Here is a 24,970-nt window from a genome sequence, read left to right as displayed (position 1 = left end):
GCGCCGTACGGACCGCCGTGATCATCCCTTCAGGTGAGCACGGACAGCCGGGCGGCCACGGCCGGGTCGCGCCCGCTGCCCGCCTCGGTCCGCTCCCCCGCCGGAGCGGCGTACCGGACGACGTAGTGGTGCGGCGCCATCGCGGTGTCGCGTCCGGGTAGGGCGGCGACCACCGCACGGTGGGCCTCGACCGGGCCGAACGAGGGGTCACCGGTCGCCAGCTCCACCACCAACTTCCCCTCCTCCTCGGAGAGTCGGTGCTCCCCGAGGGCGGTCCGCAGCAGTTCGCGGACGGCCGCGAGGTCGATCCAGGCGCCGTCGACCAGCCGCCATTCGCCGCTCCGGCCACCCCCCGGCGGGCCGAGCACGGCGGGCAGGTCGGACAGCAGCACCGGGCCCTCGGCGGCAGCCGCGAGCAGGGCCGGCAGGGCCCGGGCGAAGCCCTCGGTCTCCTCGGGGTCGAGCACCTGGGGGCAGGCGATCAGGGCGAAGTCGAGGCTGCCGGTGATCCGCAGGATGGTGAACATCAGCCGGACCGGCAGCGGCGGGGCGGGCAGGACGGTGAGTTCGGGGTCGACGACCGGGGGCGGCTGGGCGTCGGCGACGGCGGCCGGGATGGTGAGGCTCAGGTCGTTGACGACCACCTGGCGGGAGAACCGGGCCCCGCGCAGGTGGGCGGCGTCGTCCACCAGCTGCCAGACCTGCTGGGCGTCCAGGGTGCTGTGCCAGTAGGCGCTCAGCGAGGCGGACTTGGCGCGGCCGATCAGCTGGTCGAGGTCGGCCGCGCCGGTGTCGAGCAGGACCAGCGCGTCCTGCGCGAGGGTGCCCACGTGGTCGATCAGGGCGGCGCGCTGGCGGTTGGCGGAGAGCGCCGAGAGCACCAGCTCGCGGCGGCCGGAACGGTGGGCGACCAGCGCGGCGAAGGCGGCGAGCAGGACGACCGACGGACTGGCGCCGGTGCGCCGGCAGACGGCGGCGAGGTGGTCCGCGGCGGTGCGCGAGCGGACCAGCAGGGCGCTGTGGTCGCCGGGCGGGCCGGTGATCCGCGCGTCGGCGAAGACGACCTGCGGGCCGGCGGTCAGGACCCGGGCCCAGTGCCGCAGTGCGGCCGCGACCCTGCGGCGGCCCTGGGCGCTCTGCTCCGCGACGGCGACCTCCAGCGGGGTCGGAGCGGTGACCGGCGGCAGCTCCTTCCCGGCGGCGAGGGCGTGCCAGTCCTGGATCAGCACCGCGGTGGCAGCGCCGTCGGCACCCGCGTGACAGACCACGGCGACCAGCCGCAGCAGCCGCTCGCCCGCGGCGAGCATGGTGAACCGGACCCGCGGCGGAGCATCGAGGGACACCGGGACGGCGACATCCGCCCGGCCCAACTCGGCGGCCTGCCTGTCCAGTTCGGCCTCGCTCCGACCGCCGGCCTCGACCACCGTGACGGCGAACCGGCCGTTCCGGTGCACCACCTGGCGGTCCGGGAAGCCGTCCGGGCCGGGGCCCGCGGGGAAGGAGGTCCGCAGCGACTCGTGGCGTTCGACCAGCAGGCGCAGGGCGACCAGCCCGGCGGGGACCGAGACGCCGTCGGGCACCGGCCAGACGGAGTCCTTGTTGATCCCCTCGGGCGGGTCGCGCCGGATGCAGAGGACCATGTTGCCCTGGCCCCGGGTGAGCGGGCCGGAGCCGCCGCCCTCGGCGGCATAGCGGACGGTGATCCGCCTGGGGGTCGCTGTCGTGCCGCGCGGTGTCGCGCCGAGTGACGTCGGATCGTTCGGTGGGGCGTCCTGCGGTGTCACGTCGTACGCGCCTTTCGGCTCGCCGGGGAGGGCCGGGGAGGGTTCGGCAGGGGGTGTGACCGGGACGCTACCAGCGCCCTCGCTCGCTGGTCCAGACCAAACCTCGACGGACCCGATCTACCGTCAATTTGCTTTCCACTCACGGCAGTTGACATGTATCGGAGATTCCCCGAGGGCCGCCACGGCAGCCCGGAACGGCTCTGCCGCGGGAACGTCGCGGAGCCGGGACGGGCCGGTGCCGAGCCCGCCCGGGTCGGCCACCAGCACCGGGGAGGGGCCGCCCACGAGCACGCCGAAGGACTGCGCGAGCCGCCCGCCGTACGCCTTGACGCAGGCCTCGCGGCGGCACCACAGGGTGGTGAACCGCGCCGCCCGCTCGGCCGGTTCGACGGGCTCGGCGACGAACCGCGCCTCCTCGGACGGGAACCAGCGGGCGGCCATCCGCTCGGCCGTCCGGGGGTCGTGGAGCCGCTCGACGTCGACGCCGACCGCCCGCCCCTCGGCGAGGGCCAGCGCCGCGAACGCCCCCGAGGCAGACCAGCTGACCCGCAGCCCACCGGCCGACGCGGGCTCGGGCTTGCCGTGCGGACCGTACCGCCAGACCAGTGCGGCCGGGGGCACACCGAGCCGGGCGGCGACCAGCCGCCGGACGGCGCCGCGCACCACGGTGAAGCGCTCGCCCGCCCCTGGGTCCATCCGCGCCGCCCGGGCACGTTCGTCCGGGTCGAGCAGCGGCCACAACTCGGCGGCCGGCACAGCTGGTTGACGCGTATCGATCAGCCAGAGGTCGATCGCCGTCACGGCAGGGCCAGCGTGCTGAGCACGCCGAGCCGACGGTCGTACCCGGCCAGCAGCGCGGGCCGGCCGTCCGCCCGCCACCGCGGGAGGTGGTCGGCCAGCTCCGCCCAGAGGCCGGTGAACGGCTGGGCCGGCGGGGGCTCCCCGGCCCCGAAGCCGGGGCCGAGCAAGAGCGCCGCCTCCGGCCCGAGCTTCTCGGCCTCGGCCCGGACCGCCTCCGCCGGGGAGGCCTCGCCCCGGGTCTGCCGGACGGCCAGGCCCTCGCCGGGGGCCTCCTCGCAGACCAGCACCACCACCGCGTGCCGCTCCGGCAACGGCACCGGCCCGGACGGTTCGTAGTGCAGCGCGCTCTGTTCGGCGAGCACCACCACGGCCCGGCGGCAGGTGCCGGTGCGCTGGTGGGCGGCGGCCAGCCGCAGCGCGGTGAAGGCCGCCGCGCCGCCCTGGTCGCAGACCGCGAAGGAGAGCGGGCTCCCCGGGACGGACCGGCTGAGCGCCAGCGAGGACGGTGCGCCGGGCCGGACGTCCGGGGTGTCGAAGGCCAGGATCAGCAGGTCCGCCGGCTCGTCCTCGGCCAGCGCCTCGCGCAGCGGTCCGGCGGCCAGCTCCTCGTAGGAGTGGCCGACGCCCTCGCCCAGCAGGTCCTCGCGCAGCGGCAGGCCGTAGGGGCGGACGAGGTCGGAGACGAAGACCCGCAGGTCCGGGTGGAGCGAGGTCTCCGAGCGGCCGTCGGAGCGGCGGGCGAGCACCCGGGTGATCCGCAGGCCGGTGGGACCGGGGGCCACCCGGTCAGTCCTCGGGGATGACGTGCCCGGCGACGTAGTCGGCCAGCCTGGTGACCGACCGCAGGTCGTCCTCGGTGATCTGCTCGACGTCCACCTGGATGTCGAGCGACTCCTCCAGCTCCAGGATCAGCTCGATGGTGCCGGCCGAGGTGAGGCCGAGGTCGTCGAAGAGGCAGGCGTCCTGCGGGATCTCGGGCAGTTCGCGCTTGAGGACGCGCGGCAGGAGCTCGCCGATGCCGTGCAGGATGCGCTCGCGCAGTTCGGGGTCGGTGGTCTGGACCGCGGCTTCTGACATGGGTGTCCCGTCCCGTCGTACGTGGGATGTGTGCTCCGGGGCTTGCAGGCGCCCCGGGGCTCTGGGGTGGCGTGGGAAATGTGGTGTGGGAAATGCGGCGTCGCTGTGCGGACGACGGCCGCCGGAGGAGTCGGCGGGCCGTCAGTACCGCATGGCCATCGCGGAGAACGTGGCTCCGACACCGGCGGCGGCGATCAGGTAGTGGTCGCCGCGGCGGAGCAGCCCCCGCGTGGTGGCGGTGTGGAGATTGATGAGGCTGTCTGAGGCGAAACTGTGCCCGACCGACCGCACGTTGTCCAGCACGACTTTCTCGACCGGATAGCCGATCCGGCGCGCGATCATCCGCCAGGACGCCTGGTTGACGTTGTGCGGCAGGATCGCGGCCAGGTCGGAGAGGTCCAGACCGGCCTGGTCCAGGGCGGCCTCGATCGCCTCCACCATCACGTTCGGGTACTCGCGCTGGTAGCGGGCGAGCAGGTCCGGGTCCTCGGCCAGCCGGCCGTCGAACTCCGGGCGCTGGCGCACCGCGAAGGAGAGCATCCGGTGGCGCTCGCCGTCGGCGCTGACCAGGCAGGCGGCCGCGCCCTCGGCGAAGATGCCGGTCTCGGGCACCACCTGGGCGTCCCTGGTGAAGGTCTTCTCGCCGGTCAGCACCAGGGCGAGCGCCGCCGGGTCGGGTTCGGCCGCGAGCAGCCGGCCGGCCAGGTCGATGGCCAGCAGGCCCACCGCGCAGGCGTGGTGGGTCACCGTGAAGGCGTCGGCGTGCGCCAGGCCACGGGTTTCGAGCAGGTCGTGCAGCGGGTTGAGCGGATGGGGCACCGCCACCGGCATGCTGCGGGCATGGATCACGAAGCGGACGTCGCGTTCGCGTCCGCGCAGCTCCGGCAGGTTGTCCAGGGCGGCTTCGAGCAGGTCGGGCAGCGTCCCGGTCGGATCCAGACGTAGCTGGTCCAGGCCGTGGAAGCGGCGGAAGAGACGGAGTTGACGTGGGGTCAGGCCGATGCGCTCGCCCACCGCCTCGATGGGAACGGCGTGTGGGGGGAGGTGGACGGCCACTGCCTCCAGTGCGGTCACCCGGGCTAGTATTCCGACGCCCGCCGGGTCGCACAAGTGATCCCGGGCCCCTCCACCGTCGCCGCCGCTCCCCGGAAGCCGCCAACTGCGCTCCGGCGCGGCCGCGTTCACCCCCGTGCCGTCGAGCAGGTGGGAGATCTCTCATGCCGAACCCTGAACCCCTCCACCCCGACGCCCCGTTGGACCCGGAGCTGGTGGCCCTGCTGGTCGAGGCGGCCGGCGCGCCGCCCGACTGGGCGCGCCACGTCACCCCGGACGCCCGACTGGACGGCGACCTGCTGCTGGACGAGGACGAACTCGCCGACCTGTCGCTACGGCTGCGCGAGCGCTTCGGTCCGCGGGCCGACCTGGCCGCGCTGCGCGCCGGGCTGGACCTGGCCGCCCTGGAGGCCCTGACCGTCGCCGACCTGCGGCGACTGCTCCCCGAGGAGGACGCGCGATGACCCGGTTCCTGCTGGTGATGCCGCCGTTGACCGGCCACGTCAACCCGGCCGCGGGCATCGCCGCCGAGCTGACCGCACGCGGCCACCAGGTCGCCTGGACCGGCACCGAGTCCGTGCTGCGCCCACTGCTCGGCCCGCACGCCGAGGTGCTCGGCACCGGCACCCGGGCGTTCCGGGCCCAGGGCGGGCACGGGCTGGCCGCGCTGCGCACGCTCTGGGAGGGCTTCATCGTCCCGTACGCGCGGTTCACCGCGAAGCCGCTGGACGCGATCGTGCGGGAGTGGCGGCCGGACGTCCTGCTGGTCGACCAGCACACCCCGGCGGGCGCGCTGGTCGCGCACCGGCACGGGCTGCCGTGGGCGTCCTTCGCGCCGGGGGCGATGGAACTGGGGCGCCCCTACCGGGCGTTGCCGCAGGTCGAGGCCTGGATGGCCGGGCTGCTGCGCGGGCTGTGGGAGCGCGCCGCGCTGCCTCCGGAGGAGTACCTGGACCCGCGCTTCTCCCCCGCCCTGGTGCTGGCGACCACCGGTCCGGCGCTGACCGGTTCGGCCCCGCCGCCGGAGCACGCGCTGGTCGGGCCGGTGCTGTCGGTACGGCCGCACGACCCGGACTTCCCGTGGGAGCGGCTGCTGCCCGGCCGGCGGCGGGTGCTGGTCACCATGGGCACGCTGGCCGGCGAGCTGGGCGCGGACTTCCTGGCCCGGTCCGTCCGGGCGCTGGAGCTGTGCGGCGACGACGTGCAGCCGGTGTTCGCCGCGCCGCGCGGACTGCTGCCCGAACTCCCGCCCCGGGCCGTGGCGGTGGACCGGGCGCCGGTGCTGGAGCTGATGGCGCGCGGCGAGCTGGACGCGGTGCTCTGCCACGGCGGGATGAACACCGTGGGCGAGGCGCTGGCGCACGGCCTGCCGCTGGTCACCGCGCCGATCCGGCACGACCAGCCGGTCGTGGCCGGCCAGGTGGCGGCGGCCGGCGCGGGGCTGCGGGTGCCGTTCGCGCGCGTCTCGCCGGAACGGCTGGCGGGCGCACTGCGGGCCGTACTCGACTCCACAGAGTACCGGCGGCGGGCGGTTCAGGTCGGCGCGGAACTGCTGGCCGGGGGCGGTGCGGTGGTCGCGGCGGACCGGCTGGAGGCGCTCGGCCGAACGGGCCCGGGCCGGCGCCCTGTAGCAGACCGGGAGACCGCACGTCCATTGGTCTAGGCCATTGTTTCCGGGGCGGGGTTCGCCCTAGGGTGTCGCAGCGGCACCGCCCTCCGCAGGTGCCGGGCCCCGCCTTCCCAGGTGCCGTGGCAGCCCATCCCCGCACGGGAGTTCCCGTTGATCGAGACCACGGGACTGCGCAAGTCCTACCGCAAGAAGACCTCCCGCCGCGGCGGCGACGACACCACCGTCGACGCCGTCCGCGGCATCGACCTGTCGGTCGCCGCCGGCGAGATCTACGGCTTCCTCGGCCCCAACGGCGCCGGGAAGACCACCACCCTGCGCATGCTGGCCACCCTGATCCGCCCCGACGGCGGACAGGCCGTCATCGCCGGGGCCGACCTGTTCACCGACCCCGCCGGGGTCCGCCGCCGGATCGGCTATGTCGCCCAGGGCGGCGGCACCACCGACAACGTCAGCGCCCGCGAGGAACTGGTGCTCCAGGCCCGGATGTACGGCGCGGCCAAGGCACAGGCCGGCCAGGCCGCCGCGGACGCGCTCAAGGCCTTCGACCTGACCGGGTTCGGCGACCGCCCGTGCGCCACCTACTCCGGCGGCCAGCGCCGCCGGGTGGACATCGCGCTCGGGGTGATCCACCAGCCGCGGGTGCTGTTCCTGGACGAGCCCACGGTCGGGCTGGACCCGGCCAGCCGGGCGTACGTCTGGGAGGAGATCCGCCGGCTGCGCACCGAGGGCATGACGGTGGTCGTCACCACCCACTACCTGGACGAGGCCGACGCGCTCTGCGACCGGGTCGCCATCGTCGACCACGGCCAGGTGGTGGCCGAGGGCACCCCCGAGGCGCTCAAGCGCGAGATCTCCGGCGACGTCGTCCTGGTCGGGCTGGACGCCGCGGAGGCCGCCTTCGAGCGCGCGGCCGCGGTGCTGCGCCCGCAGCCGTACCTGCACCGGCTGGAGCAGAACGGCGACGAGGGGCTGCGGCTGTACCTGGAGGACGGCGCCGCCGCCATCCCCCAGCTGCTGCGCGCGCTGGACGCGGCGGGCCTGACGCCCGGCACCGTGCAGCTCCAACGGCCCAGCCTGGACGACGTGTTCCTGGCCCGCACCGGGCGCTCGCTGCAGCAGTCCTGACCCCGCACCGGGCGCCCGCCGCAGCAGTCCCGGCCCGCAGCGGCCGCCCGCCGTGGCAGTCCCGACCCCGCACCACCCGGCCCCGCACACCTCCCTGGGGAGACCGTGAAGCTCGCCCGCGACACCTGGCTGGTCTTCCAGCGCCAGCTGCTGCTCATGATCCGCACCCCGATCTGGATCGCCGTCGGCATCATCCAGCCCGTGTTCTACCTCCTGCTGTTCGCCCCGCTGCTGAAGAAGGTGCTCGCCTCGGAAGGCGCGCGCAGCTACGCCGACGTCTACCAGGTGTATGTACCTGGCCTGTTGGCGGTGCTGTGCATCTTCGGCGGGCTGTACACCGGCTTCAGCCTGCTCGGCGAGCTCAGGTCCGGCATCATCGAGCGCTCGCGGGTGACCCCGGTGAGCCGGCTGGCGCTGCTGCTCGGGCGGGCGATGCGGGAGATGGTGGCGCTGCTGGTGCAGGCCGTCCTGATCACCCTGATCGCGCTGCCGTTCGGGCTGCGGGTGAGCCCGCTGAACCTGCTGCTCGCCTACCTGCTGCTGGGCCTGCTGGCGCTGATGACCTCGGCGATCTCCTTCGGCATCGCGCTGATGGTGCCGACCGACGCGGCGATGTCGCCGGTGGTCAACACCATCGCGCAGCCGATCGCGCTGCTGTCCGGGGTGCTGCTGCCGCTCACCCTGGCGCCGGAGTGGCAGCAGCAGGCGGCCAGGTGGAACCCCTTCTACTGGGCGGTGGAGGGCATGCGCGCGCTGTTCTCCGGGCACGCCGGGGACGACGTGGTCTGGCAGGGGCTGCTGGTGGTCACGGTGATGACCGTCCTGGCGGTTTACTGGTCGGCCCGGCTGTTCTCCACCCGGGTGCGCTGACGGACGGCACGGAGGGGCCCGGCTCGCGATGAGCCGGGCCCCTCCGTCGTCCCCGTCGCGACCTCAGGCGGTCAGGAAGGCCGCCAGCTTCGCCACGCCGTCGATGATCTGCGCCTGCGTCAGCGAGCTGACGGACAGCCGCAGCCGGTGCTCGCCGCCGCCCGCCGGGTAGAACGGCGCCATCGGCGTCCAGAGCACCCCGTGGTCGCGCGCGCAGCGCTCCATGGCCGCCTCGTCGGCGACGAACGGCACCGTCAGCACGGCGAAGAAGCCGCCGTCCGGCCGGGTCCAGGAGATGCCCAGCCGGCGCCGCACGGAGGCCGGGAAGTGCCGGTCCAGCTCCCGCAGCAGGGTGTCCATGCCCGCCGCGTAGTGGGCCGTGGCAGGGGCGTTGGCGGCCCGCAGGCGGCAGTCGTGGGTCAGCAGCATGCCGCCGATGACGGCCTGGCTGAGCGCGGGCGTGTTGACCGTCGTCATGCTCTTCAGCTTGGCCAGCTCGTCCGCGAGCAGGCTGCGCCGCCCGTCGGGGCCGGCCACCTCCTGGTCGGCGACCACGTAGCCGAGGCGGGCCCCGGGGAAGCAGGTCTTGGCGAACGAGCCCAGGTAGACGACCTGGCGGCGGCGGTCCAGCGCCTTGAGGGTGGGCCGCTGCCCCGGGGTGCGGGAGAAGAAGCCGTACGGGTTGTCCTCGACGACGAGCACGCCCTCCTCGGCCGCGGCCTCCAGCAGCCCGGTGCGGGCCGCGACCGGCATGCTGGTGCCGGAGGGGTTGGCGAAGTCCGGGACGACGTAGAGGGCGCGCGGACGGCGCCCCTCGGCCCGCACCGCGCGGGCGGCGGCGCGGACCGCCGCCGGGTCGGGGCCGCCGTCCGGGCCCTCGGGGACGGGGCGGACGGTCAGGTCGAGCAGCCGGGCGGCGCCGGTGACGCCGACGTAGCAGGGCGAGCTCACCAGCAGGACGTCGTCCGGGCCGGCGCACAGGGCGCGCAGCGTCAGCAGCATGCCCTCCTGGGCTCCGACGGTGACCACCACGGCCCCGGGGTCGACGGTCAGGCCCTCGTCGTTGGCCAGCGCGCGGGCGACCAGGTCGTTGATGAGGCCCTTCGTCGGGCCGTACTGGAACAGCGCGGTGCGCACCGCGTCCCGGCCGAGGCCGCGGTCGGCCAGGTGGGCGAGGTACGTCTCCAGGTAGGCCGGGACGTCCTCGGGCTCGAAGAAGCCCTCGTAGGGGCGGCCGGGGGCGAAGGAGACGGCGTCCGGGTAGCGGGTGGTGACCTCGTTGAGGAAGGTCATCGCGTCCAGCAGCGGATCGGCCAGGGAGGCGTGCAGGTCGTCCAGTCGGAGGTCCGCCGCGGCGCCTCCCGGAGCGGGCGGAGCCGTCATCGCAGCGCCTCCCGGAGACACCCGGCCGCGAAGGCCTGGGCCTCGGCGGCGTCGTCCAGGGTGCCGGTCATGGCGAAGAAGCCGTGCGGCATGCCCGGGTAGCGGCGCAGCTCGACCGGGACCCCTGCCGCGCGCAGCGCCTCGGCGTACTGCTCGCCCTCGTCCCGCAGCGGGTCGTACTCGGCGGTCAGCACGGTCGCGGGCGGCAGGCCGGCCAGGGTGGCGGCGCGCAGCGGGGAGGCGTACGGGCTGGCGCCGTCGCCCCGGTCGGCCAGGTAGTGCCCCCAGTACCAGTCCACCGAGCGGCGGTTGAACAGTGCCGGGTCGTCGTGGTCGCGCAGCGACGGGGTGTCGGCGCCGTGGTCGGTGTTGGGGTAGACCAGCAGCTGGTGGCGCAGGGCGGGGCCGCCCTCGGCACGCAGCAGGAGGGTGAGCGCGGCGGCGAGGTTGCCGCCGGCGCTGTCGCCGGCGACCGCGATCCGGTCCGGGTCGACGCCGAACTCCTCGGCCCGTTCGACGAGTTGCAGCAGTGCGGCGCGGCTGTCGTGGAGCGCCGCGGGGAAGGGGTGCTCGGGGGCGAGCCGGTAGCCGACGGAGGCGGTGACGCAGCCGACGGCGTTGGTGAGCCGGCGGCAGATCGCGTCGCTGGTGTCGGGCGAGCCGAGCGTCCAGCCGCCGCCGAACAGGTAGAGCAGGGCGGGCAGTCGGCGGCCGAGCGGCTCGGGGCGGTAGAGCCGCAGGGCGAGTTCGCCGCCGGGGCCGGGGACGCGGTGCTCCTCGACGGCGGCGACCGGCTCGGGCGTGCCGGCCGCCGCGCGGATGTCCGCGAGGTCGGCGGCACGGGCCTCGGCGAGGGTGAGGGTGTAGAGCGGCGGGGTCCCGCTGCTCGCGCGCCGGGCGCGCAGCGCCTCGGCCTGGGGGTGCAGGGGCATGGGCGGATCCGTTCGGTGCGCGGGGCTCGGCGGCGGGTTCAGCAGTCTGCCTCGACGTACACGGTCTCGTCGGTGCGGAAGGCCGTGTCGAGGTCGGCGACGTCCGGACGGGCGCCCTGCCGGTAGGCGCACGGACGGATGCCGTCGGGGTCGAAGCCGGCCCGGGTGAGGACGTGCCGCAGCTCGTCCAGGTCGTAGATCCACTGGTGCCCGAAGTACCGGAAGATCTGGTTCACCAGGAAGGCGGGGCGCTCGGGCATCGGCGGGCCGAAGCCGAGGGTGGTCAGCCGGCGCCGGTGCTTGCCGAGGAAGCCGTCGCCGGTGGCGTAGCCGACCAGGTAGCGGGCGAGGTCGGGGGTGGTCAGGCGCAGGACGCCGCCGGGGCGCAGCACCCGGCGGGCCTCGCGCAGCCAGCCGACGGCGACCGGCATGGTGACGTGTTCGATCAGGTGCTCGGCGTACACCCAGTCGACGCTGGCGTCGGCGAAGGGCAGCGGTTCGGCGATGTCGAGTTGCGTGAACCAGCGGTCGCCGTCGACCCGGTAGAGGGTGCCGGGCGCGGTGGCGGCGTCGGGGCCGCGCAGGGTGGCGAGGTCGGTGGCGAGGCCCTCCGGGTGGGCGGTCCGGAAGGCGGCGAACTCGATTCCGGTGATGCCGAGTTCGCGCAGGCCCTGGTGGTCGCGCGGCAGCCCGCCGGGGTGCGCTTCGAGCGTGTCGCAGGTGGCGACCTGCTCGCTGAAGGCGTCCAGCCGGGGAGCCAGCCCGTCCGGGTCGTCCCAGTCCCAGCCCGGGAATCGTTCGTTCTGCTCGGTCATGTGTCGGACCTCCATGGGGGAGAACGCGGTTCGGGTACGGCGCGGTTCAACGGCGGTACGGTTCAACTGCCGCGTGGTTCAACGACTGCACGGTTCAACAGCCGCGCGGTTCAACAGCCGTGCGGGGCTCGGGCCCGGCCGGCCGCGCGGGGGTACGGGTTCAACGGCCGCGCGGGGGGCCAGGGTTCAGCGGGCCGGGCAGGGCCAGGGCGCGAGGACCGTACGGTCCAGGTCGGCGAGCCGGGGGCGGCCCAACAGGGCCATGGTGTGCTCCAGTTCCTCGCGCAGCAGGTCGAGCACCCGGTGCACCCCGGCCTCACCGTCGGTGGCCAGGCCCCAGAGCGCGGGGCGGCCGACCAGCACGGCGCGGGCGCCGAGGGCGAGGGCGATCGCGAGGTCGGTGCCGCTGCGCACGCCGCCGTCGAAGAGCACCGGCAGTTCGGCGGGAACGGCGTCGACCACCTCGGGGAGGGCGGCCAGGGCCGGCATCGCACCGTCGAGTTGGCGGCCGCCGTGGTTGGAGACCAGGACGGCGTCGACGCCGTGCTCGACGGCCAGCCGGGCGTCCTCGGCGGTGAGGATTCCCTTGAGGACCAGCGGCAGCCGGGTGCGTTCGCGCAGCCAGGCCAGGTCGGTCCAGCTCAGTGCGGGGTCGAACTGTTCGCGGGCGTGCTCGGCGATGCCCGAACGTCCGGCGGTGGCGCGGTGGCTGGCGGCCGTCAGGGCCTGGTCCAGGTTGACCGCGCGGACGGCCGACGGGACGGCGAAGCCGTTGCGCAGGTCGCGCAGCCGGCGGCCGATCCTGGGGGCGTCCACGGTCAGCACGAGCGCGCCGTAGCCGGCCGCCTCGGCGCGTTCCACCAGGGCGGCGAGGACGGCGCGTTCGCGCAGCCAGTACAGCTGGAGCCAGAGCGGGCCGGTGGCGGCCGCGGCGATCTCCTCCAGCGTCCGGCTGGCGAACATCCCGGCGACCAGCAGGGCGCCAGCCCGGCCGGCGGCGCGCGCGGTGGCGGTCTCCCCCTCCGGGTCGACCAGCCGGTGGTAGGCCATCGGGGCGATGCCGAGCGGGAGGCGCAGCGGTGCGCCGAGCAGGGTCAGCGCGGGGTCGCAGGCGGAGACGTCGACCAGGGTGCGCGGGCGCAGCGCATGGCGCCCGAACATCTCCCGATTGGCCGTCAGGGTGCGTTCGGCGCCGCTTCCGCCTTCGATGAAATCCCAGATTTCCGGTGAGAGTTGGGCGTGCGCCGCACGCTCGATCCCGGCCAGCGTGAGAAGTCCCACGGGCATTCCTCGTTCCAGGACGGCCACACACGGGCCGGTCCTGCTTCGGCAGCGTAGGAGCAACGACCACATTGGTATAGACCTTGATTTGACCAAACGTCTGTGCCAAGGTCTGGCCACGGAATTGGCCGTTCGGATTTGTTAACGGCGTTCATGTCAAAATCCCCTCACTTGTGTGGAGCCGCGTTGACCGGCTTTCTCCCCTCCGTACTTCCGCCTGCCCTCCTGCCGCACTCCGACGCCCCGGACTCCTGGGTCGACCGGCTGCTGCTGGCCGGACCCGGCGGCGAGGAGTGCCTGCGCCTCGGCGCACCGCTCGACCGGGACGCCCTGCGCGCCCTGGTCGAGGAGCAGTCCGAACGGCTGACGGCCGCCGGGCTCGGACCCGGCGGGACGGCGGCGCTGCGGCTGCCGCCCTCGGTGGCGTTCGTCGCGGTGCTCCTGGCGTGCTGGCGCCTCGGCACCCAAGTCGCCCTGCTCGACCACCGGTTGACCAACCACGAGATCGACGCGGCGGTGGCGCGGCTGGCCCCGCAGGTGCTGGTAGGCTCCGCCCATCGGTCGGCGGCGGCTCTGCGCGGCTTCTCCGAAGTCGAGCCGGTGGCCGTCCCGCTGGCGGACGGGCGCCCGGCCCGCACCGGACACGCGTTGATCCAGCTCAGTTCCGGATCCACCGGTCCGGCCAAGGTCATCGCCCGCACCGCGGCCGATCTGCTGCGCGAACTCGACTGCTACCACAGGCTGGTGGAGTTCCCCGGCGAGGGCGAGCGGGTCGTCCTGCTCTCCTCGGTGGTGCACGTGCTCGGCCTGGTCGGCGGGCTGCTCAACAGCCTGCACGCCCGGGTCGCGCTCACCGTGCCGGAGCGGATGACGGCGGCGGGCATCCTCGCCGAGGTCGCCGCGAGCGACCGGCCGACCACCGTGATCGGGGTGCCCTTCCACGCCGAACTGCTGGCGGGGGCGGTCGCTCCCCCGCCGCTGCCCCGGCTGCGGCGGATGGTCGTGGCGGGCGAACTCGTCCGCCCGGGACTGCCCGCGCTGTTCACCGAGCGGTACGGCGTCCCGCTCGGCACCATGTACGGCATGACCGAGACCGGGGTGATCGCCACCGACCTCTCCGGTACGCTCCACCCTGCCAAGCGGCCGGTGCACGGCATGCGACTGCGCCTGGTGAAGGGCGAGTTGCAGATCGGCACGGAGTCCTCCCCGTACCCCGGACTGGACGATCCGACCCGCTGGTCCGACGGCTGGCTGCACACCCGGGACGCGGCCGAGCTGGCCGCCGACGGCCCGGTCACCGTGCTCGGCCGACTGGACTCCCAGGTCTCGATCGGCGGCCTGAAGGTCGACCTCACCGAGGTCGAGCAGACGCTCACCACGCTGCCCGGGGTCCGCGAGGCCGTGGTGGTCTTCGACGGCGGCGCGGTCGAGGCCTACCTGGCCACCGAACCCGGGACCGACCTCTCCTCCGTCCAGGACGGGCTGGCCCGCCGCCTGGCCGCCTACAAGCGGCCGCGCCGGCTCGCCCGACTGGACCGCCTCCCCCGCACCGCCACCGGAAAGCTGCTGCGCGACCCGGCCGCCCTGCGCGCGACCGCGACCGCCGGCTGACCGCGCCCACCGGCGCGCGGGCCGCACCCGGCCGCGCCCCGACCCCTTCGCGCCCCGACCCCTTCGCACCACCACCCCGACAAGGAGCCCACCATGCAGGACCGCATCCGCGCCTTCGTCCTGGCGGCACTCGCCGAGATGCAGTACGACGTCTCCGAGGTCACCGGGGACACCGACCTCGGCCCGGCCGGGCTGGACCTCGAATCGCTCGCCCTGGCCGACCTGTCGGTGCAGGTCGAGGACGAGTTCGGGATCAAGTTCGACCTGGACGAGATGGAGACCACCGCGCTGATGACGCTGGACGAGTTCACCGGCGACGTCGCCCGCCGGGTCGACGCCCTCGCCGCCACCTCCGGCAGCGCCGCGTGACCGGCTCCCCGCTCCCCGACGCCCTGCCGGACCGGGCCGAGGTCCTGACCATGCTGGCGGCGTTCGGGCAGCGCGCCGTCGACACCGTGCCCGAGGACCTCGGATCGCTCGAACTCACCTGGCTCGTCGCCGAGTTCGAGCAGCGGTACGGACTCCAGCTGGACCTGGACGACGACCGCTTCGGCGCGGTGCGCACCGTCGACGACGCCGCCGGGCTGCTGCGCGAGGCCGTCCTCGCCGACCGCGCGGGCGCCCGGCCGTGATCCCCGGGGGCACAGGCTCCGGCCCGCCCGGCCGGGCGGCCGACCGCCCGGTGGTCACCGGTGTCGGAGTGCTCAGCGCCGCCGGGCGCGGGCTCGCCGTACTCACCGAGGCCGCCACCCACGGCAAGGCCCTGTCCGGCCCGGTCACCCGCTTCGACGTGAGCGCCCGCCGCACCACCCGGGCCGCGCTGTTCCCCGACACCGTGCCCCTGGCCTGCACCTTCCCCCTGGCCAGGGCCGTGCTCGACGCGATCGGCCAGGCCTGCGGGCAGGCCGGGCTGACCGCCGCCGAGGGCGCCGGACTGCCCGTCCTGCTCGCCCTGCACAGCGACGAGCGCACCCGGGCGACCGCCGACGCGGTGGCCGCCGGGGTCCGTTCCGGGTGGGGCGCGCCGGGTGTCACCCGGGTGTACAACGGCGCCTGCGTGGCCGCCTCGACCGCCGTCGCCGACGCGGCGGCCCTGGTCGCCGCCGGGCGGCACGAGCGGGTCCTGGTCGCGGCCGGGCACCTGGTCGGACCAGGCGTCTTCGCGGTCTTCGACGCCGGACGGGCGCTGGCCCGGGACGGCGAGGCCCGCCCGTTCAGCGCCGGCCGCACCGGCACCCTGCTCGCCGACGCGGCCGCCGCCGTCCTGGTCGAGTCCGCCCCGGCCGCCGAACGGCGCGGCGCTCCCGCGCTCGCCCGGCTGGCCGGCTGGGGCCGGGCCGGGGACGCCCACCACGTCTGCCGCCCGGAACCGGAGGGCGACGGGACGGCCCGGGCGATCGGGGCCGCGCTCACCCGCGCGGGCGTCGATCCGGCCGAGGTCGGCTACGTCAACGCCAACGGCACCGGCTCGACCCTCGCCGACCGGGCCGAGGCCCGCGCCCTGCGGCGGGTGTTCGGCCCGCACACCGACCGTCTGCCGGTCAGCTCCAGCAAGTCCGTGCACGGGCACGCCCTGGAGGCCTCCGCACTGCTCGAACTCGCCGTCACCATCGGTGCGTTGGGCACCGGCCTGCTCCCGGTCAACGCCGGCTGGCTCGGCCCCGACCCGGACCTCGCGCTGGACCTCGTCCTGGACGGCCCGCACGCCGCCAGGCCGCCGTACGCCCTCAGCCTCAACTCCGCCTTCGGCGGCGCCAACACCGCCCTCCTGCTGGCCCCGGGATGACCGCCACCGCCATGACCACCGCCGAGAACACCCCTGCCGACCACACCCACGGACTGCGGATCCTCGCCGAGGCCCGCCGCCCCGCACCCGGCCTGGACGGGCCGCCGCCACCGCTGCCCGGCTTCGCCGCCTCCGCCTTCAACCCGCTGGTCGCCGACACCGCGGAGCGCTGCCTGCGCGCCCACCACGGCGAACCGCCCGCCCCCGGACGGACCGCCCTGCTGCTCGCCAGCGCGAGCGGCGACCTCGACACCGCGCGGGCCATCGAGCGCAGCGCCGAACCCGGACAGCGGACCGGCCCGCTGCTGTTCTTCCAGTCCAACCCCAACGCCGTCCTCGGGCACGTCTCCGCGCGCTGGGGCCTGACCGGCCCGATCGTGGCGATCTGCCCGGCCGAGGCCGAACCCGGCCTGGTCCCGGCCGAGGCGTTCGAACTCGCCGCACTGCTGCTCCAGGACGGCGACGCCGACCGGGTGCTGGCCGTGGCCGTCGAGCAGACGCCCGACGGGGACCGGGCCGCGGCCGTCCTGCTCGCCGGTCCGGCGGCGGGAAACCGGCCGGACTGACCCCTCCGAACCCTCCGACCGGACCGAACCGCCACCCGGACTGAACCCCGCGACCACCCCCGGCCGTAGGAACCATCGAGGCCCGGCGCCTGACGCAGCCGCACCCGGCACACCAGCGCCCCCGCCCGTCCCCGCCTCGCTCCCGGCACCCGCCGCCCGAGCGACCGACCGCACGCAGCCCGCCACTCGCCGCACGCCATTCGCCGCACGCCGCCCGAGCAGCCGACCGCACCCGCCGCACCCGCGCGGCCGACCGACCCTGCCACCCGATCAGCCGCCCGGGCCGTCCACCGGCCCCGAGGGAGGAATCCACCCCCGTGACCATCCGCAGCCTCCGCACCCAGCTCGCGGACGACCCCGACGTGGGCGCCGGCAACGTCCTGACCGCCCGGATCGCGCTCGGGCTCGACCTGGACGTACCGCTGCTCAGCTTCGACACCCCGGTGGACGACCACCCCGCCTGGCAGCCGTTCACCCTGCGCGAGCTGGACCGCGCCGTCCGGGCGCGCGCCGCCGCGCTGCGCGGCCTGGGCATCACCCGGCGCGACCCGGTGGTGGTGTACGCGAGCGACGCCGCCGACCACGTGCTCGCCTTCCTCGCCCTGGCCCGGCTCGGCGCCGTCCCCGCGCTGCTCAACCCCAACCTGGACGGCGAACGGGCCGCCCGCTACATCGCCCGCCTCGGCGCGGCCGGCGTCCTCGCCGACCCCGCCCACCTGGCCGCACTGGCCGGCCACGACCCGGGCGCACCGCTGCTGCCCGAGATCGCCACCCTCGGCGCCGGCGACCCGGACGCCGCACCGGAGCCGTACCGGCACTGGTCCGGCGACCCGGTGGCGATCACCCACTCCTCCGGCACCACCGGCATGCCCAAGGCCGTCGTCCACTCCCACGCGAGCCTGTACGCCGCGATCCGCCACCGGCTGCGGCTGCCCCGCCCGCAGGGCCAGGACCGGATGCTCAGCGCGCTGCCCGCCCCGCACGCCGCCACCCTGATCGCGCTCAACCTCGCGCTCAGCTCACACACCGAACTCGCCGTGCTCTCCCGGCAGTCCGGCGACGGCGTGCTGGAGGCCGTCGAGCGGTGGCGGCCCACCGGGGTGATCGGCTTCGCCGCCACCTGGGCCGACCTCGCCCGGCACGACCTCGCCGCCCGCGACCTGACCTCCGTGGCGCTCTGGTGGAACACCGGCGACTGCGCCCACGAGGTGCACATCCGCCGCCTGATCGCCACCGGCAGCCGGGAGACCGTCACCCGGGCCGGCCGCACCCGGCTGCCCGGCTCGCTGTTCGTGGACGGCCTCGGCTCCACCGAGATGGGGCACTCGCACTTCTTCATCACCCACGGCCCCGGCACCGAGCGCTACGGCCGCTGCGTCGGCCGCCCGCACGCCTTCGTCGACTGCGAGGTGGTCGGCCCGGACGGCGAGCCGCTCGGGCCCGGCGAGGTCGGTGAACTCGCCACCGCCTCACCGACCCTGGCGCTCGGCTACTGGAACGACTCGGCCACCACCTTCCGCACCCGGCTGCGCGGCCGCTTCCTCACCGGGGACCTGATGTACCGGGACGAGGAGGGCTACTACTACCACGTGGACCGGGCCGTCGACTCGGTCGAACTCGGCGGCGGCAAGCGGCTGTTCACCGCGATGTCGGAGGAGCGGGTGCTGGCCGCCTGCCCGGACGTGCTGGACTGCACGGTGGTCGCGGTCCGGGACGGCGAGCGCGTCGTCACCGACGTGCTGCTGCTCCTCGCCGCGGACGCCGACCCGGCCGCGGACCGCACCGGGGCGGTCGTCGCCGCCCTGGACGAGGCCGCCGCCGCGACCGTCCGCAAGGTGTTGGTGGTCTCCCCCGACGACATCCCGCTCGGCCCGACCGGCAAGGTCCGCAAGGTCCTGCTGCGGGAGACCCACCTCGCGGCGGTGGGCGCATGAGCGAGCGGAGTGTGCGAGCAGGCGAGCGGGGCGGGCGCACGACCCCGCGCCCCGGCGCCGTCGTCACGGGCATCGGCCTGGTCTCCCCGCTCGGCCGCAAGCCCGCCGAGGTGTTCGAGGCGCTCACCGCCGGCCGCTCCGGCCTGCGCGCCGTCCCCGAGGGCCACGCCGCGCACGGCTGGCTGCCCGCCGCCGGGCTCGCCCCCGCCGTGGACGGCCGGGAGGTGCTGCCGCCGACCGAGACCCGCTGCGTGGACCGCTTCGTGCTGCTCGCCCTGGCCGCCGCCGACGACGCGCTCGCCGACGCCGGACTGGCCGTCGGCCGGGACGCCGACCCGCACCGCACCGCCGTGGTGCTGGCCACCGGCGGCGGCGGACTGGAGACCTTCGAGCAGCAGTCGCACCGCCGGCTGGAGCGCGGCCGCCCCGGCGTCAGCCCGTACCTGCTGCCCGGCATGCTCTCCAACATGGCCGCCGCCCGGATCGCCATCAAGCACGGCATCCGGGGCTACAGCTCCGCCGTGGTGACGGCCTGCGCGGCCGGCGCCCAGGCGATCGCCGAGGGGCTGCGGCTGATCCGGGCCGGGGACGCCGACGTGGTGGTGTGCGGCGGCACCGAGTCCTCGCTGCACCCGACCATCGCCGCCGCCTTCACCAACGCCCGCGCCCTGGCGCAGGGTTGGGACGACCCCGGGCAGGCCAGCCGGCCCTTCGACGCCCGCCGCAACGGCTTCGTGCTCGGCGAGGGCAGCGCCGTCCTGGTCCTGGAGCGGGCCGAGCACGCCGAGGCGCGCGGCGCCGCCGGCTACGCGGACGTCCTCGGCTGGGGCGCCTCCACCGACGCCCACCACCCGACTATGCCCCGCCCGGACGGCACCGGCGCCGCCGACGCGATGCGCGCCGCGCTCGCCAACGCGGGCCTGGCCCCGGGTGACATCGACTACGTGAACGCCCACGGCACCGGTACCAAGCTCGGCGACGTGGCCGAGACCGCCGCGCTGCGCGCCGTCTTCGGCGCCGAGCCGCCCGCGGTCAGCTCCACCAAGGGCGCCACCGGCCATCTGCTGGGCGCCGCGGGCGCGTTGGAGGCGGCGGTGACCGCCCTGGCGGTGGCCCGGGGGACGCTGCCGCCCACCCTCAACCTGACCGACCCCGACCCGGCCTGCGACCTGGACCACGTCCGGGGCGCCGCCCGGACCGTCCCGGTACGCGCCGCGCTGAGCAACGCCTTCGCCTTCGGCGGCCACAACCTCAGCCTGATCCTCGGCCCGGCCTCCACCCGGACCGCCCGCTAGCGGTACCGCCGACAGCCGCCGCCCGACCGCGGTCGCCCGCCGCGCACCGCCGCGCGGCGCCGGCGCCCCGATCCTCGATCCACCATCCCTCCCGGGGGGAGATCCCGTTGTCCATCCAGACCATCACCCACGTCGAGTTCCACTGCGCGGACGCCGACAAGACCGCGGCCGGACTCAGCGCCGACCTCGGCTTCACCGCCGACGCCCCGGCCACCGCCCCGGACGGCTCCCGCACCATCGGGCTGCGCCAGGGCACCATCCGGCTGCGGCTGACCTCCGCCGCCGACCCGGAGCACCCGGTGGCCGAGTACGTCACCCGGCACGGGGACGGCGTCGCCGTCCTCGCCCTCGGCTGCGCCGACCCGGCGGCCGCACTGGAGCGGGCCGAGCGGCACGGCGCCCGGGTGCTCGACCGGGCCGGCGCCCTGATCGAGGGCTTCGGCGACACCGCGCTGCGCCTGGTCCCGCTGCCGGACGCCGAGGCCACCCCGGAGCCCCGCCTGCTGGACGGCCTCGACCACGTCGCGATCTGCCTGCCGGCCGGCACGCTCGCGGAGGCCGTACGGTTCTGCGAGGACGCGCTGGACTTCCGCACGATCTTCGAGGAGTACATCGAGGTCGGCGAGCAGGCGATGGACTCCAAGGTGGTGCAGAGCGCCTCCGGCGGCGTCACCTTCACCCTGATCGAGCCCGACACCACCCGCCGCCCCGGCCAGATCGACGAGTTCCTCGCCGCCCACGGCGGGGCCGGCGTCCAGCACCTCGCCTTCAGCACCCGCGACATCGCCGGCGCCGTCCGGACCGCCCGGGAGCGCGGCGTGGAGTTCCTGACCACGCCGGACGCCTACTTCGACGCCCTGGCCGACCGCTTCGGTGAGACGGCCATCCCGGTGGCGACCCTGCGCGACCTGCACGTCCTGGTCGACCAGGACCACGGCGGCCAGCTGTTCCAGATCTTCGCCCGCTCGACCCACCCCCGGCGCACCTATTTCCTCGAACTGATCGAACGGCAGGGAGCGGGCACCTTCGGCACCGCGAACATCAAGGCCCTCTACGAGGCCGTCGAACGGCACGGCCCCGCCGCCGAGGACCGGCCCGCCCCCGCACAGCCGAAGCAGGCCCGGCCGACGGCCGCCGCCCCCGGGTTCCGGCTCACCGAGGCCGAGCGCGCCCTGCTGCCCACCCCCGACGAGGTGGCGCACTACCGCGAGCACGGCTGGTACCTCTCCCGCAGGCTCTTCAGCGACGAGGAGCTGGACACCCTCCAGGCCGCCACCGAGGCGTACTACGCCGGCCACCGGGACCGCGAACTGCCCGTCCGGCCGCCCCGGTTGGCCTCCTGGCGGCCCGAGGACGGGCCGGTCCAGCGGCACAACGACTACGTGCACTACGAGAGCGACGCGATCGGCGCGATCCTGCGCAAGCCGCTGGTCGGCGCGGTGGCCGCGCTGCTCGCCGGCACCGAGGAGATCCGGGTCTTCCAGTCGACGCTCATCTACAAGCCCCCGGTGCCCGAGGAGCCCAGCAACCGGGTGCCGTGGCACTTCGACAAGCACTACTGGCAGACCTGTAGCTCCGAGGAGATGCTCACCGCCTTCATCCCGTTCCACGACTGCCGCGAGGAGAACGGCACCATCACCATGGTCGACGGCAGCCACCGCTGGCGGGAGCTGCCCTCGGGCGAGGACTCCACCCGGCACTTCGCCGACCGCGACGGCTCCGAGCTGGAGTCCATCCTGGCCGCCAACGCCGCCCACAACGGGCAGCGGGTGCGCAAGGTCCCGATGCTGATCCCGCGCGGCCACCTGTCCTTCCACCACTGCCGCACCTACCACGGCAGCGGCCCCAACCTCGCCTCCTTCCCGCGCCGGGCGGTCTCGCTGCACCTCCAGGACGGCGCCAACGAGTACCGCCGGCACGACCGGCCGGACGGCGAGCCGGTGGTGTACAACCACGACGTGCTGGTGGGCCGGACGGACGACGGCCGGCCGGACTACGCCGACCCCCGGTTCTGCCCGACGGTCTGGCGGGGACGGCCGTGACCGCTCCCGCGCACCCGGCCGGCGAGGGCGCCGCACTGCCCGACAGCCCCGCCCCGCTGGACACCCCCGCCGAGCGCTACCGGATGCTGCGGCTGATCCGCGGCTTCGAGGAACTGGCGCTCGGCCTGGTGAAGTCCGGCGCGATCCCCGGCGGCATCCACCCGTACATCGGGCAGGAGGCCGTCGCGGTCGGCGTCTGCTCGGCGCTCGGCCCGGGCGACCGGCTCGCCAGCACCCACCGCGGCCACGGCCACGTGCTCGCCCGGGGCACCGCGCCGCACCGGCTGCTCGCCGAGCTCCTGGGGCGGGTCGGCGGGTCGAACGGCGGCCGGGGCGGCTCCATGCACGCCGCCGACTTCTCGCTGGGCATCCTCGGCGCCAACGGCATGGTCGGCGCCGGTGCCCCGATCGCGGTCGGCGCGGCCTGGGCGGCTGTCAACCCCGGACGGGCGACGGCCGAAGGGCCGGGAACCGAAGGGCCGGGGACCGACGGCCCGGAGGCCGGCCGGACCCCGGTCGCGGTGGCCTTCTTCGGCGACGGCGCGCTCAACCAGGGCGTCCTGCTGGAGTCGCTCAACCTCGCCGCGATGTGGCGCCTGCCGGTGCTGTTCGTCTGCGAGGACAACGGCTACGCCACCACCCTGCCCGCCGCCACCGCCGTCGCGGGCAGCGCCACCGGCCGGGCCGCCGCCTTCGGCATCCCCGCCGAGGAGGTGGACGGCATGGACACCGAGGCCGTCCGCACCGCCGCGCTGCGCGCCGTCGACCGGGCCCGCGGCGGCCGCGGCCCGGGCTTCCTGGCCTGCCGCACCTACCGATACGAGGGCCACCACACCATGGAGCGCCGGATGAAGCTGCGCTACCGCTCCCCCGAGGAGGTCGACACCTGGCGCGAGCGCGACCCGCTCCCCCGGGCCGCCGCCCTGCTCGACCCGGCGACGGTCGTTGAGCTGGACCGCTCGGTGGCCGAACAGCTCGCCGCCGCCGAGGAGTTCGCGCTCGCCTCGGAGCACCCGGACCCGGCGGGCGCACTGGACCACCTGTACGCCGACGGGCTGCGGCCCCGGGCGGGGGCGACGCCGTGACCAGGCTCTCGTACACCAAGGCGCTCAACCGGGCGCTGGCCGACGAACTCGCCGCCGATCCGGCGGTCTGCGTCTTCGGCGAGGACATCGGCGCCGGTCTGGCCGGGCCGACCCTCGGCCTGCTGGACCGCTTCGGGCCGGGCCGGATCGTCGACACCCCGCTGTCCGAGCAGGCCTTCACCTCGATGGCGGTCGGCGCCGCGCTGGCCGGCCGGCGCCCGGTGCTGGAGTTCCAGATCCCGTCGCTGCTGTTCCTGGTCTTCGAGCAACTCGTCAACCAGGCCCACAAGTTCTCGCTGATGACCGGCGGCCAGGCCGCCGTCCCGCTGACCTGCCTGGTGCCCGGCTCGGGCTCCCGGGACGGCTGGGCCGGGCAGCACTCCGACCACCCGTACAGCCTGTTCGCGCACGCCGGGGTGAAGACCGTGGTGCCCGCCACCCCGACCGACGCCTACGGGCTGCTGCGCTCGGCGATCCGCGACCCGGACCCGGTCGTGGTGTTCGCACCCGCCGCCGCGATGCCGGTGCGCGAGACCGTCACCTGGGACCTCGTCCCCGTCCCGCTCGGCCGGGCCCGGATCCACCGGCCGGGCAGCGACGTCACCGTGGTCGCCCTCGGGCACCTGGTGCACGACGCCCTCGCGGTGGCCGAGGAACTGGCGCCGGAGGTCTCGGTGGAGGTCCTCGACCCGCGCACGGTGTACCCCTTCGACTGGCAGGCGCTCGCCGACTCACTGGAACGCACCGGCCGCCTGGTCGTCCTGGACGACTCCAACCGCAGCTGCGGCTTCGGTGCCGAGGTGCTGGCCACCGCCGCCGAGGAGATGCGCCTGGTCGCCCCGCCCCGCCGGATCACCCGCCCGGACGGCGCCGTGCTGCCCTTCGCCCCCGCCCTCGACCGCGCCGTCCAGCCCGGCCGCGAGCAGCTGCGGCACGCGCTGGACCTCGTACTGAAGCACCGCTGACCGACCGCGCCCCGACGCGGCGCAGCCCCCGCGTACCTCGCGCACCCCGAACACGTCGATCGCCCAACAGCCCGACCAAGGAGCCCCGTTGTCCACGAACCGCTACCACTGGGACCGCTCGCACCCCGGCCTGACCAGCCTCCAGCAGGCCATCGACCCGCTGCGCCGCGAGGTGGTCGAGCACTCGGTATACCGCTCGCTCACCGGCATCGAGCGGGTCCGCACCTTCCTCGGCAGCCACGTCTTCGCCGTCTGGGACTTCATGTCGCTGCTCAAGAGCCTCCAGCGCGACCTCACCTGCGTGGACGTGCCGTGGGTCCCGAACGGCCCGACCGCCAGCCGCCGGCTGATCAACGAGATCGTGCTGGTCGAGGAGAGCGACGAGCTCGGCGAGGGCTACACCAGCCACTTCGAGCTGTACGTCGAGGGCATGCGGCAGGCCGGTGCCGACCCGCGCCCGATCGAGGAGTTCCTGGCCCTGCTGGGCTCCGGCACCGCCGTACCGGACGCCCTGAAGAACGCCGGAGTACCGCAGCCCGCCCTGGACTTCACCTCCACCACCTGGTCGATCGTGGAGAACGCGCCGGTGCACTGCCGGGCCGCCGCCTTCGCCTTCGGCCGCGAGGACCTGATCCCGGACATGTTCACCCAGGTCATCCGGATCGACGACCCCGAGGGCGCGCTCACCGTCTTCAAGGACTACCTGGCCCGTCACATCGAGGTCGACGGCGAGCAGCACACCCCGATGGCGATGCAGATGCTGATCGACCTGTGCGGCGACGACCAGGACAAGTGGGACTCCTGCGCCGAGACGGTCCGCACCGCGCTGCGCGCCCGGCTCCAGCTGTGGACCGCGATCGAGCGGTCCTTCTGAGGCCTGCCGGAGGACGTCCGCGGCCACGATGGAAGGGCGCCCACGGCTGTCTCTTATACAC

General features: G+C 75.3%; 24 protein-coding genes. 15 read left to right on the top strand and 9 right to left on the bottom strand.

The window, feature by feature from the left end; translation table 11 throughout:
* Window positions 1-29 precede the first annotated feature (29 nt).
* The 5 genes from ACFU7Z_RS04500 to ACFU7Z_RS04480 all read right to left on the bottom strand — a co-directional run bounded on the left by ACFU7Z_RS04500 (window position 30) and on the right by ACFU7Z_RS04480 (window position 4,736).
* Window positions 30-1,784, bottom strand: coding sequence for a condensation domain-containing protein (locus ACFU7Z_RS04500; protein ID WP_380775955.1), 1,755 nt, complete (start codon window positions 1,782-1,784; stop codon window positions 30-32).
* A 123-nt stretch (window positions 1,785-1,907) separates the two neighbouring features.
* Window positions 1,908-2,585 (bottom strand): 4'-phosphopantetheinyl transferase family protein, encoded by a 678-nt coding sequence (locus ACFU7Z_RS04495; protein ID WP_380775952.1) that lies wholly within the window; start codon window positions 2,583-2,585, stop codon window positions 1,908-1,910.
* Window positions 2,582-3,367 (bottom strand): hypothetical protein, encoded by a 786-nt coding sequence (locus ACFU7Z_RS04490; RefSeq protein WP_380775949.1) that lies wholly within the window; start codon window positions 3,365-3,367, stop codon window positions 2,582-2,584. The genes ACFU7Z_RS04495 and ACFU7Z_RS04490 overlap by 4 nt, the downstream gene beginning before the upstream one ends.
* A 4-nt stretch (window positions 3,368-3,371) precedes the next feature.
* Window positions 3,372-3,662: a phosphopantetheine-binding protein gene (locus ACFU7Z_RS04485; RefSeq protein ID WP_049653836.1), complete on the bottom strand. Its 291-nt coding sequence runs from the start codon at window positions 3,660-3,662 to the stop codon at window positions 3,372-3,374.
* A gap of 141 nt (window positions 3,663-3,803) precedes the next feature.
* Window positions 3,804-4,736 carry a 3-oxoacyl-[acyl-carrier-protein] synthase III C-terminal domain-containing protein gene (locus ACFU7Z_RS04480; RefSeq protein WP_049653834.1) on the bottom strand — a complete coding sequence of 311 codons (933 nt, stop codon included), beginning with the start codon at window positions 4,734-4,736 and terminating at the stop codon, window positions 3,804-3,806.
* 143 nt (window positions 4,737-4,879) lie between these two features.
* On the opposite strand from ACFU7Z_RS04480, the gene ACFU7Z_RS04475 reads away from it, so the two are divergent.
* The 4 genes from ACFU7Z_RS04475 (at window position 4,880) to ACFU7Z_RS04460 (ending at window position 8,340) form a co-directional block, all read left to right on the top strand.
* Window positions 4,880-5,179, top strand: a complete 300-nt coding sequence (locus ACFU7Z_RS04475; RefSeq protein ID WP_074004868.1) for a hypothetical protein — start codon at window positions 4,880-4,882, stop codon at window positions 5,177-5,179.
* The gene (locus tag ACFU7Z_RS04470; RefSeq protein WP_380775946.1) at window positions 5,176-6,378 is read left to right on the top strand and encodes a glycosyltransferase; all 1,203 of its coding nucleotides are present in this window, start codon (window positions 5,176-5,178) and stop codon (window positions 6,376-6,378) included. Before ACFU7Z_RS04475 ends, ACFU7Z_RS04470 begins: the two co-directional genes overlap by 4 nt.
* A gap of 117 nt (window positions 6,379-6,495) precedes the next feature.
* On the top strand, window positions 6,496-7,470 hold the full coding sequence (locus ACFU7Z_RS04465; RefSeq protein ID WP_049653828.1) for an ATP-binding cassette domain-containing protein: 975 nt from the start codon (window positions 6,496-6,498) through the stop codon (window positions 7,468-7,470).
* 105 nt (window positions 7,471-7,575) lie between these two features.
* On the top strand, window positions 7,576-8,340 hold the full coding sequence (locus ACFU7Z_RS04460; protein WP_074004870.1) for an ABC transporter permease: 765 nt from the start codon (window positions 7,576-7,578) through the stop codon (window positions 8,338-8,340).
* 63 nt (window positions 8,341-8,403) lie between these two features.
* Here ACFU7Z_RS04460 and ACFU7Z_RS04455 read toward each other — a convergent pair whose 3' ends face one another.
* The 4 genes from ACFU7Z_RS04455 to ACFU7Z_RS04440 all read right to left on the bottom strand — a co-directional run bounded on the left by ACFU7Z_RS04455 (window position 8,404) and on the right by ACFU7Z_RS04440 (window position 12,757).
* Window positions 8,404-9,723 (bottom strand): PLP-dependent aminotransferase family protein, encoded by a 1,320-nt coding sequence (locus ACFU7Z_RS04455; protein WP_380775943.1) that lies wholly within the window; start codon window positions 9,721-9,723, stop codon window positions 8,404-8,406.
* Window positions 9,720-10,655 carry an alpha/beta hydrolase gene (locus tag ACFU7Z_RS04450; protein WP_380775940.1) on the bottom strand — a complete coding sequence of 312 codons (936 nt, stop codon included), beginning with the start codon at window positions 10,653-10,655 and terminating at the stop codon, window positions 9,720-9,722. Before ACFU7Z_RS04450 ends, ACFU7Z_RS04455 begins: the two co-directional genes overlap by 4 nt.
* A gap of 38 nt (window positions 10,656-10,693) precedes the next feature.
* Window positions 10,694-11,470, bottom strand: coding sequence for a class I SAM-dependent methyltransferase (locus ACFU7Z_RS04445; protein WP_380775937.1), 777 nt, complete (start codon window positions 11,468-11,470; stop codon window positions 10,694-10,696).
* Between the two features lie 186 nt (window positions 11,471-11,656).
* A complete protein-coding gene (locus tag ACFU7Z_RS04440; protein ID WP_380775934.1) occupies window positions 11,657-12,757 on the bottom strand; it encodes an alpha-hydroxy acid oxidase in 1,101 nt (366 codons plus the stop codon).
* Between the two features lie 180 nt (window positions 12,758-12,937).
* On the opposite strand from ACFU7Z_RS04440, the gene ACFU7Z_RS04435 reads away from it, so the two are divergent.
* The 11 genes from ACFU7Z_RS04435 to ACFU7Z_RS04385 all read left to right on the top strand — a co-directional run bounded on the left by ACFU7Z_RS04435 (window position 12,938) and on the right by ACFU7Z_RS04385 (window position 24,909).
* The gene (locus ACFU7Z_RS04435) at window positions 12,938-14,362 is read left to right on the top strand and encodes a class I adenylate-forming enzyme family protein (protein WP_380775931.1); all 1,425 of its coding nucleotides are present in this window, start codon (window positions 12,938-12,940) and stop codon (window positions 14,360-14,362) included.
* 93 nt (window positions 14,363-14,455) lie between these two features.
* Window positions 14,456-14,731, top strand: coding sequence for an acyl carrier protein (locus ACFU7Z_RS04430; protein WP_049653814.1), 276 nt, complete (start codon window positions 14,456-14,458; stop codon window positions 14,729-14,731).
* Window positions 14,728-14,994: an acyl carrier protein gene (locus ACFU7Z_RS04425; RefSeq protein WP_380775928.1), complete on the top strand. Its 267-nt coding sequence runs from the start codon at window positions 14,728-14,730 to the stop codon at window positions 14,992-14,994. Before ACFU7Z_RS04430 ends, ACFU7Z_RS04425 begins: the two co-directional genes overlap by 4 nt.
* 68 nt (window positions 14,995-15,062) lie before the next feature.
* The gene (locus ACFU7Z_RS04420) at window positions 15,063-16,148 is read left to right on the top strand and encodes a beta-ketoacyl synthase N-terminal-like domain-containing protein (RefSeq protein ID WP_380775925.1); all 1,086 of its coding nucleotides are present in this window, start codon (window positions 15,063-15,065) and stop codon (window positions 16,146-16,148) included.
* An 11-nt stretch (window positions 16,149-16,159) separates the two neighbouring features.
* Complete coding sequence (locus ACFU7Z_RS04415) at window positions 16,160-16,714, top strand: beta-ketoacyl synthase N-terminal-like domain-containing protein (protein ID WP_380775922.1); 555 nt, start codon at window positions 16,160-16,162, stop codon at window positions 16,712-16,714.
* Window positions 16,715-17,031: 317 nt separating this feature from the next.
* A complete protein-coding gene (locus ACFU7Z_RS04410) occupies window positions 17,032-18,648 on the top strand; it encodes a class I adenylate-forming enzyme family protein (protein ID WP_380775919.1) in 1,617 nt (538 codons plus the stop codon).
* Window positions 18,645-19,943: a beta-ketoacyl-[acyl-carrier-protein] synthase family protein gene (locus ACFU7Z_RS04405; RefSeq protein ID WP_380775916.1), complete on the top strand. Its 1,299-nt coding sequence runs from the start codon at window positions 18,645-18,647 to the stop codon at window positions 19,941-19,943. The genes ACFU7Z_RS04410 and ACFU7Z_RS04405 overlap by 4 nt, the downstream gene beginning before the upstream one ends.
* Before the next feature lie 107 nt (window positions 19,944-20,050).
* Window positions 20,051-21,985 (top strand): 4-hydroxyphenylpyruvate dioxygenase, encoded by a 1,935-nt coding sequence (gene hppD, locus ACFU7Z_RS04400; protein ID WP_380775913.1) that lies wholly within the window; start codon window positions 20,051-20,053, stop codon window positions 21,983-21,985.
* The gene (locus ACFU7Z_RS04395) at window positions 21,982-23,070 is read left to right on the top strand and encodes a thiamine pyrophosphate-dependent dehydrogenase E1 component subunit alpha (protein WP_380775910.1); all 1,089 of its coding nucleotides are present in this window, start codon (window positions 21,982-21,984) and stop codon (window positions 23,068-23,070) included. Before hppD ends, ACFU7Z_RS04395 begins: the two co-directional genes overlap by 4 nt.
* Window positions 23,067-24,035: an alpha-ketoacid dehydrogenase subunit beta gene (locus tag ACFU7Z_RS04390; RefSeq protein ID WP_117492990.1), complete on the top strand. Its 969-nt coding sequence runs from the start codon at window positions 23,067-23,069 to the stop codon at window positions 24,033-24,035. Before ACFU7Z_RS04395 ends, ACFU7Z_RS04390 begins: the two co-directional genes overlap by 4 nt.
* 88 nt (window positions 24,036-24,123) lie before the next feature.
* Window positions 24,124-24,909, top strand: a complete 786-nt coding sequence (locus ACFU7Z_RS04385) for a DUF3050 domain-containing protein (RefSeq protein ID WP_074004880.1) — start codon at window positions 24,124-24,126, stop codon at window positions 24,907-24,909.
* The last annotated feature ends 61 nt before the right edge of the window (window positions 24,910-24,970 follow it).

It is taken from the genome of Kitasatospora sp. NPDC057518 (genome assembly GCF_042802075.1).
GTDB lineage: Bacteria > Actinomycetota > Actinomycetes > Streptomycetales > Streptomycetaceae > Kitasatospora.
Note: the sequence above shows the minus strand (reverse complement) of the source record. Positions and strands in the feature narration are given on the sequence as shown.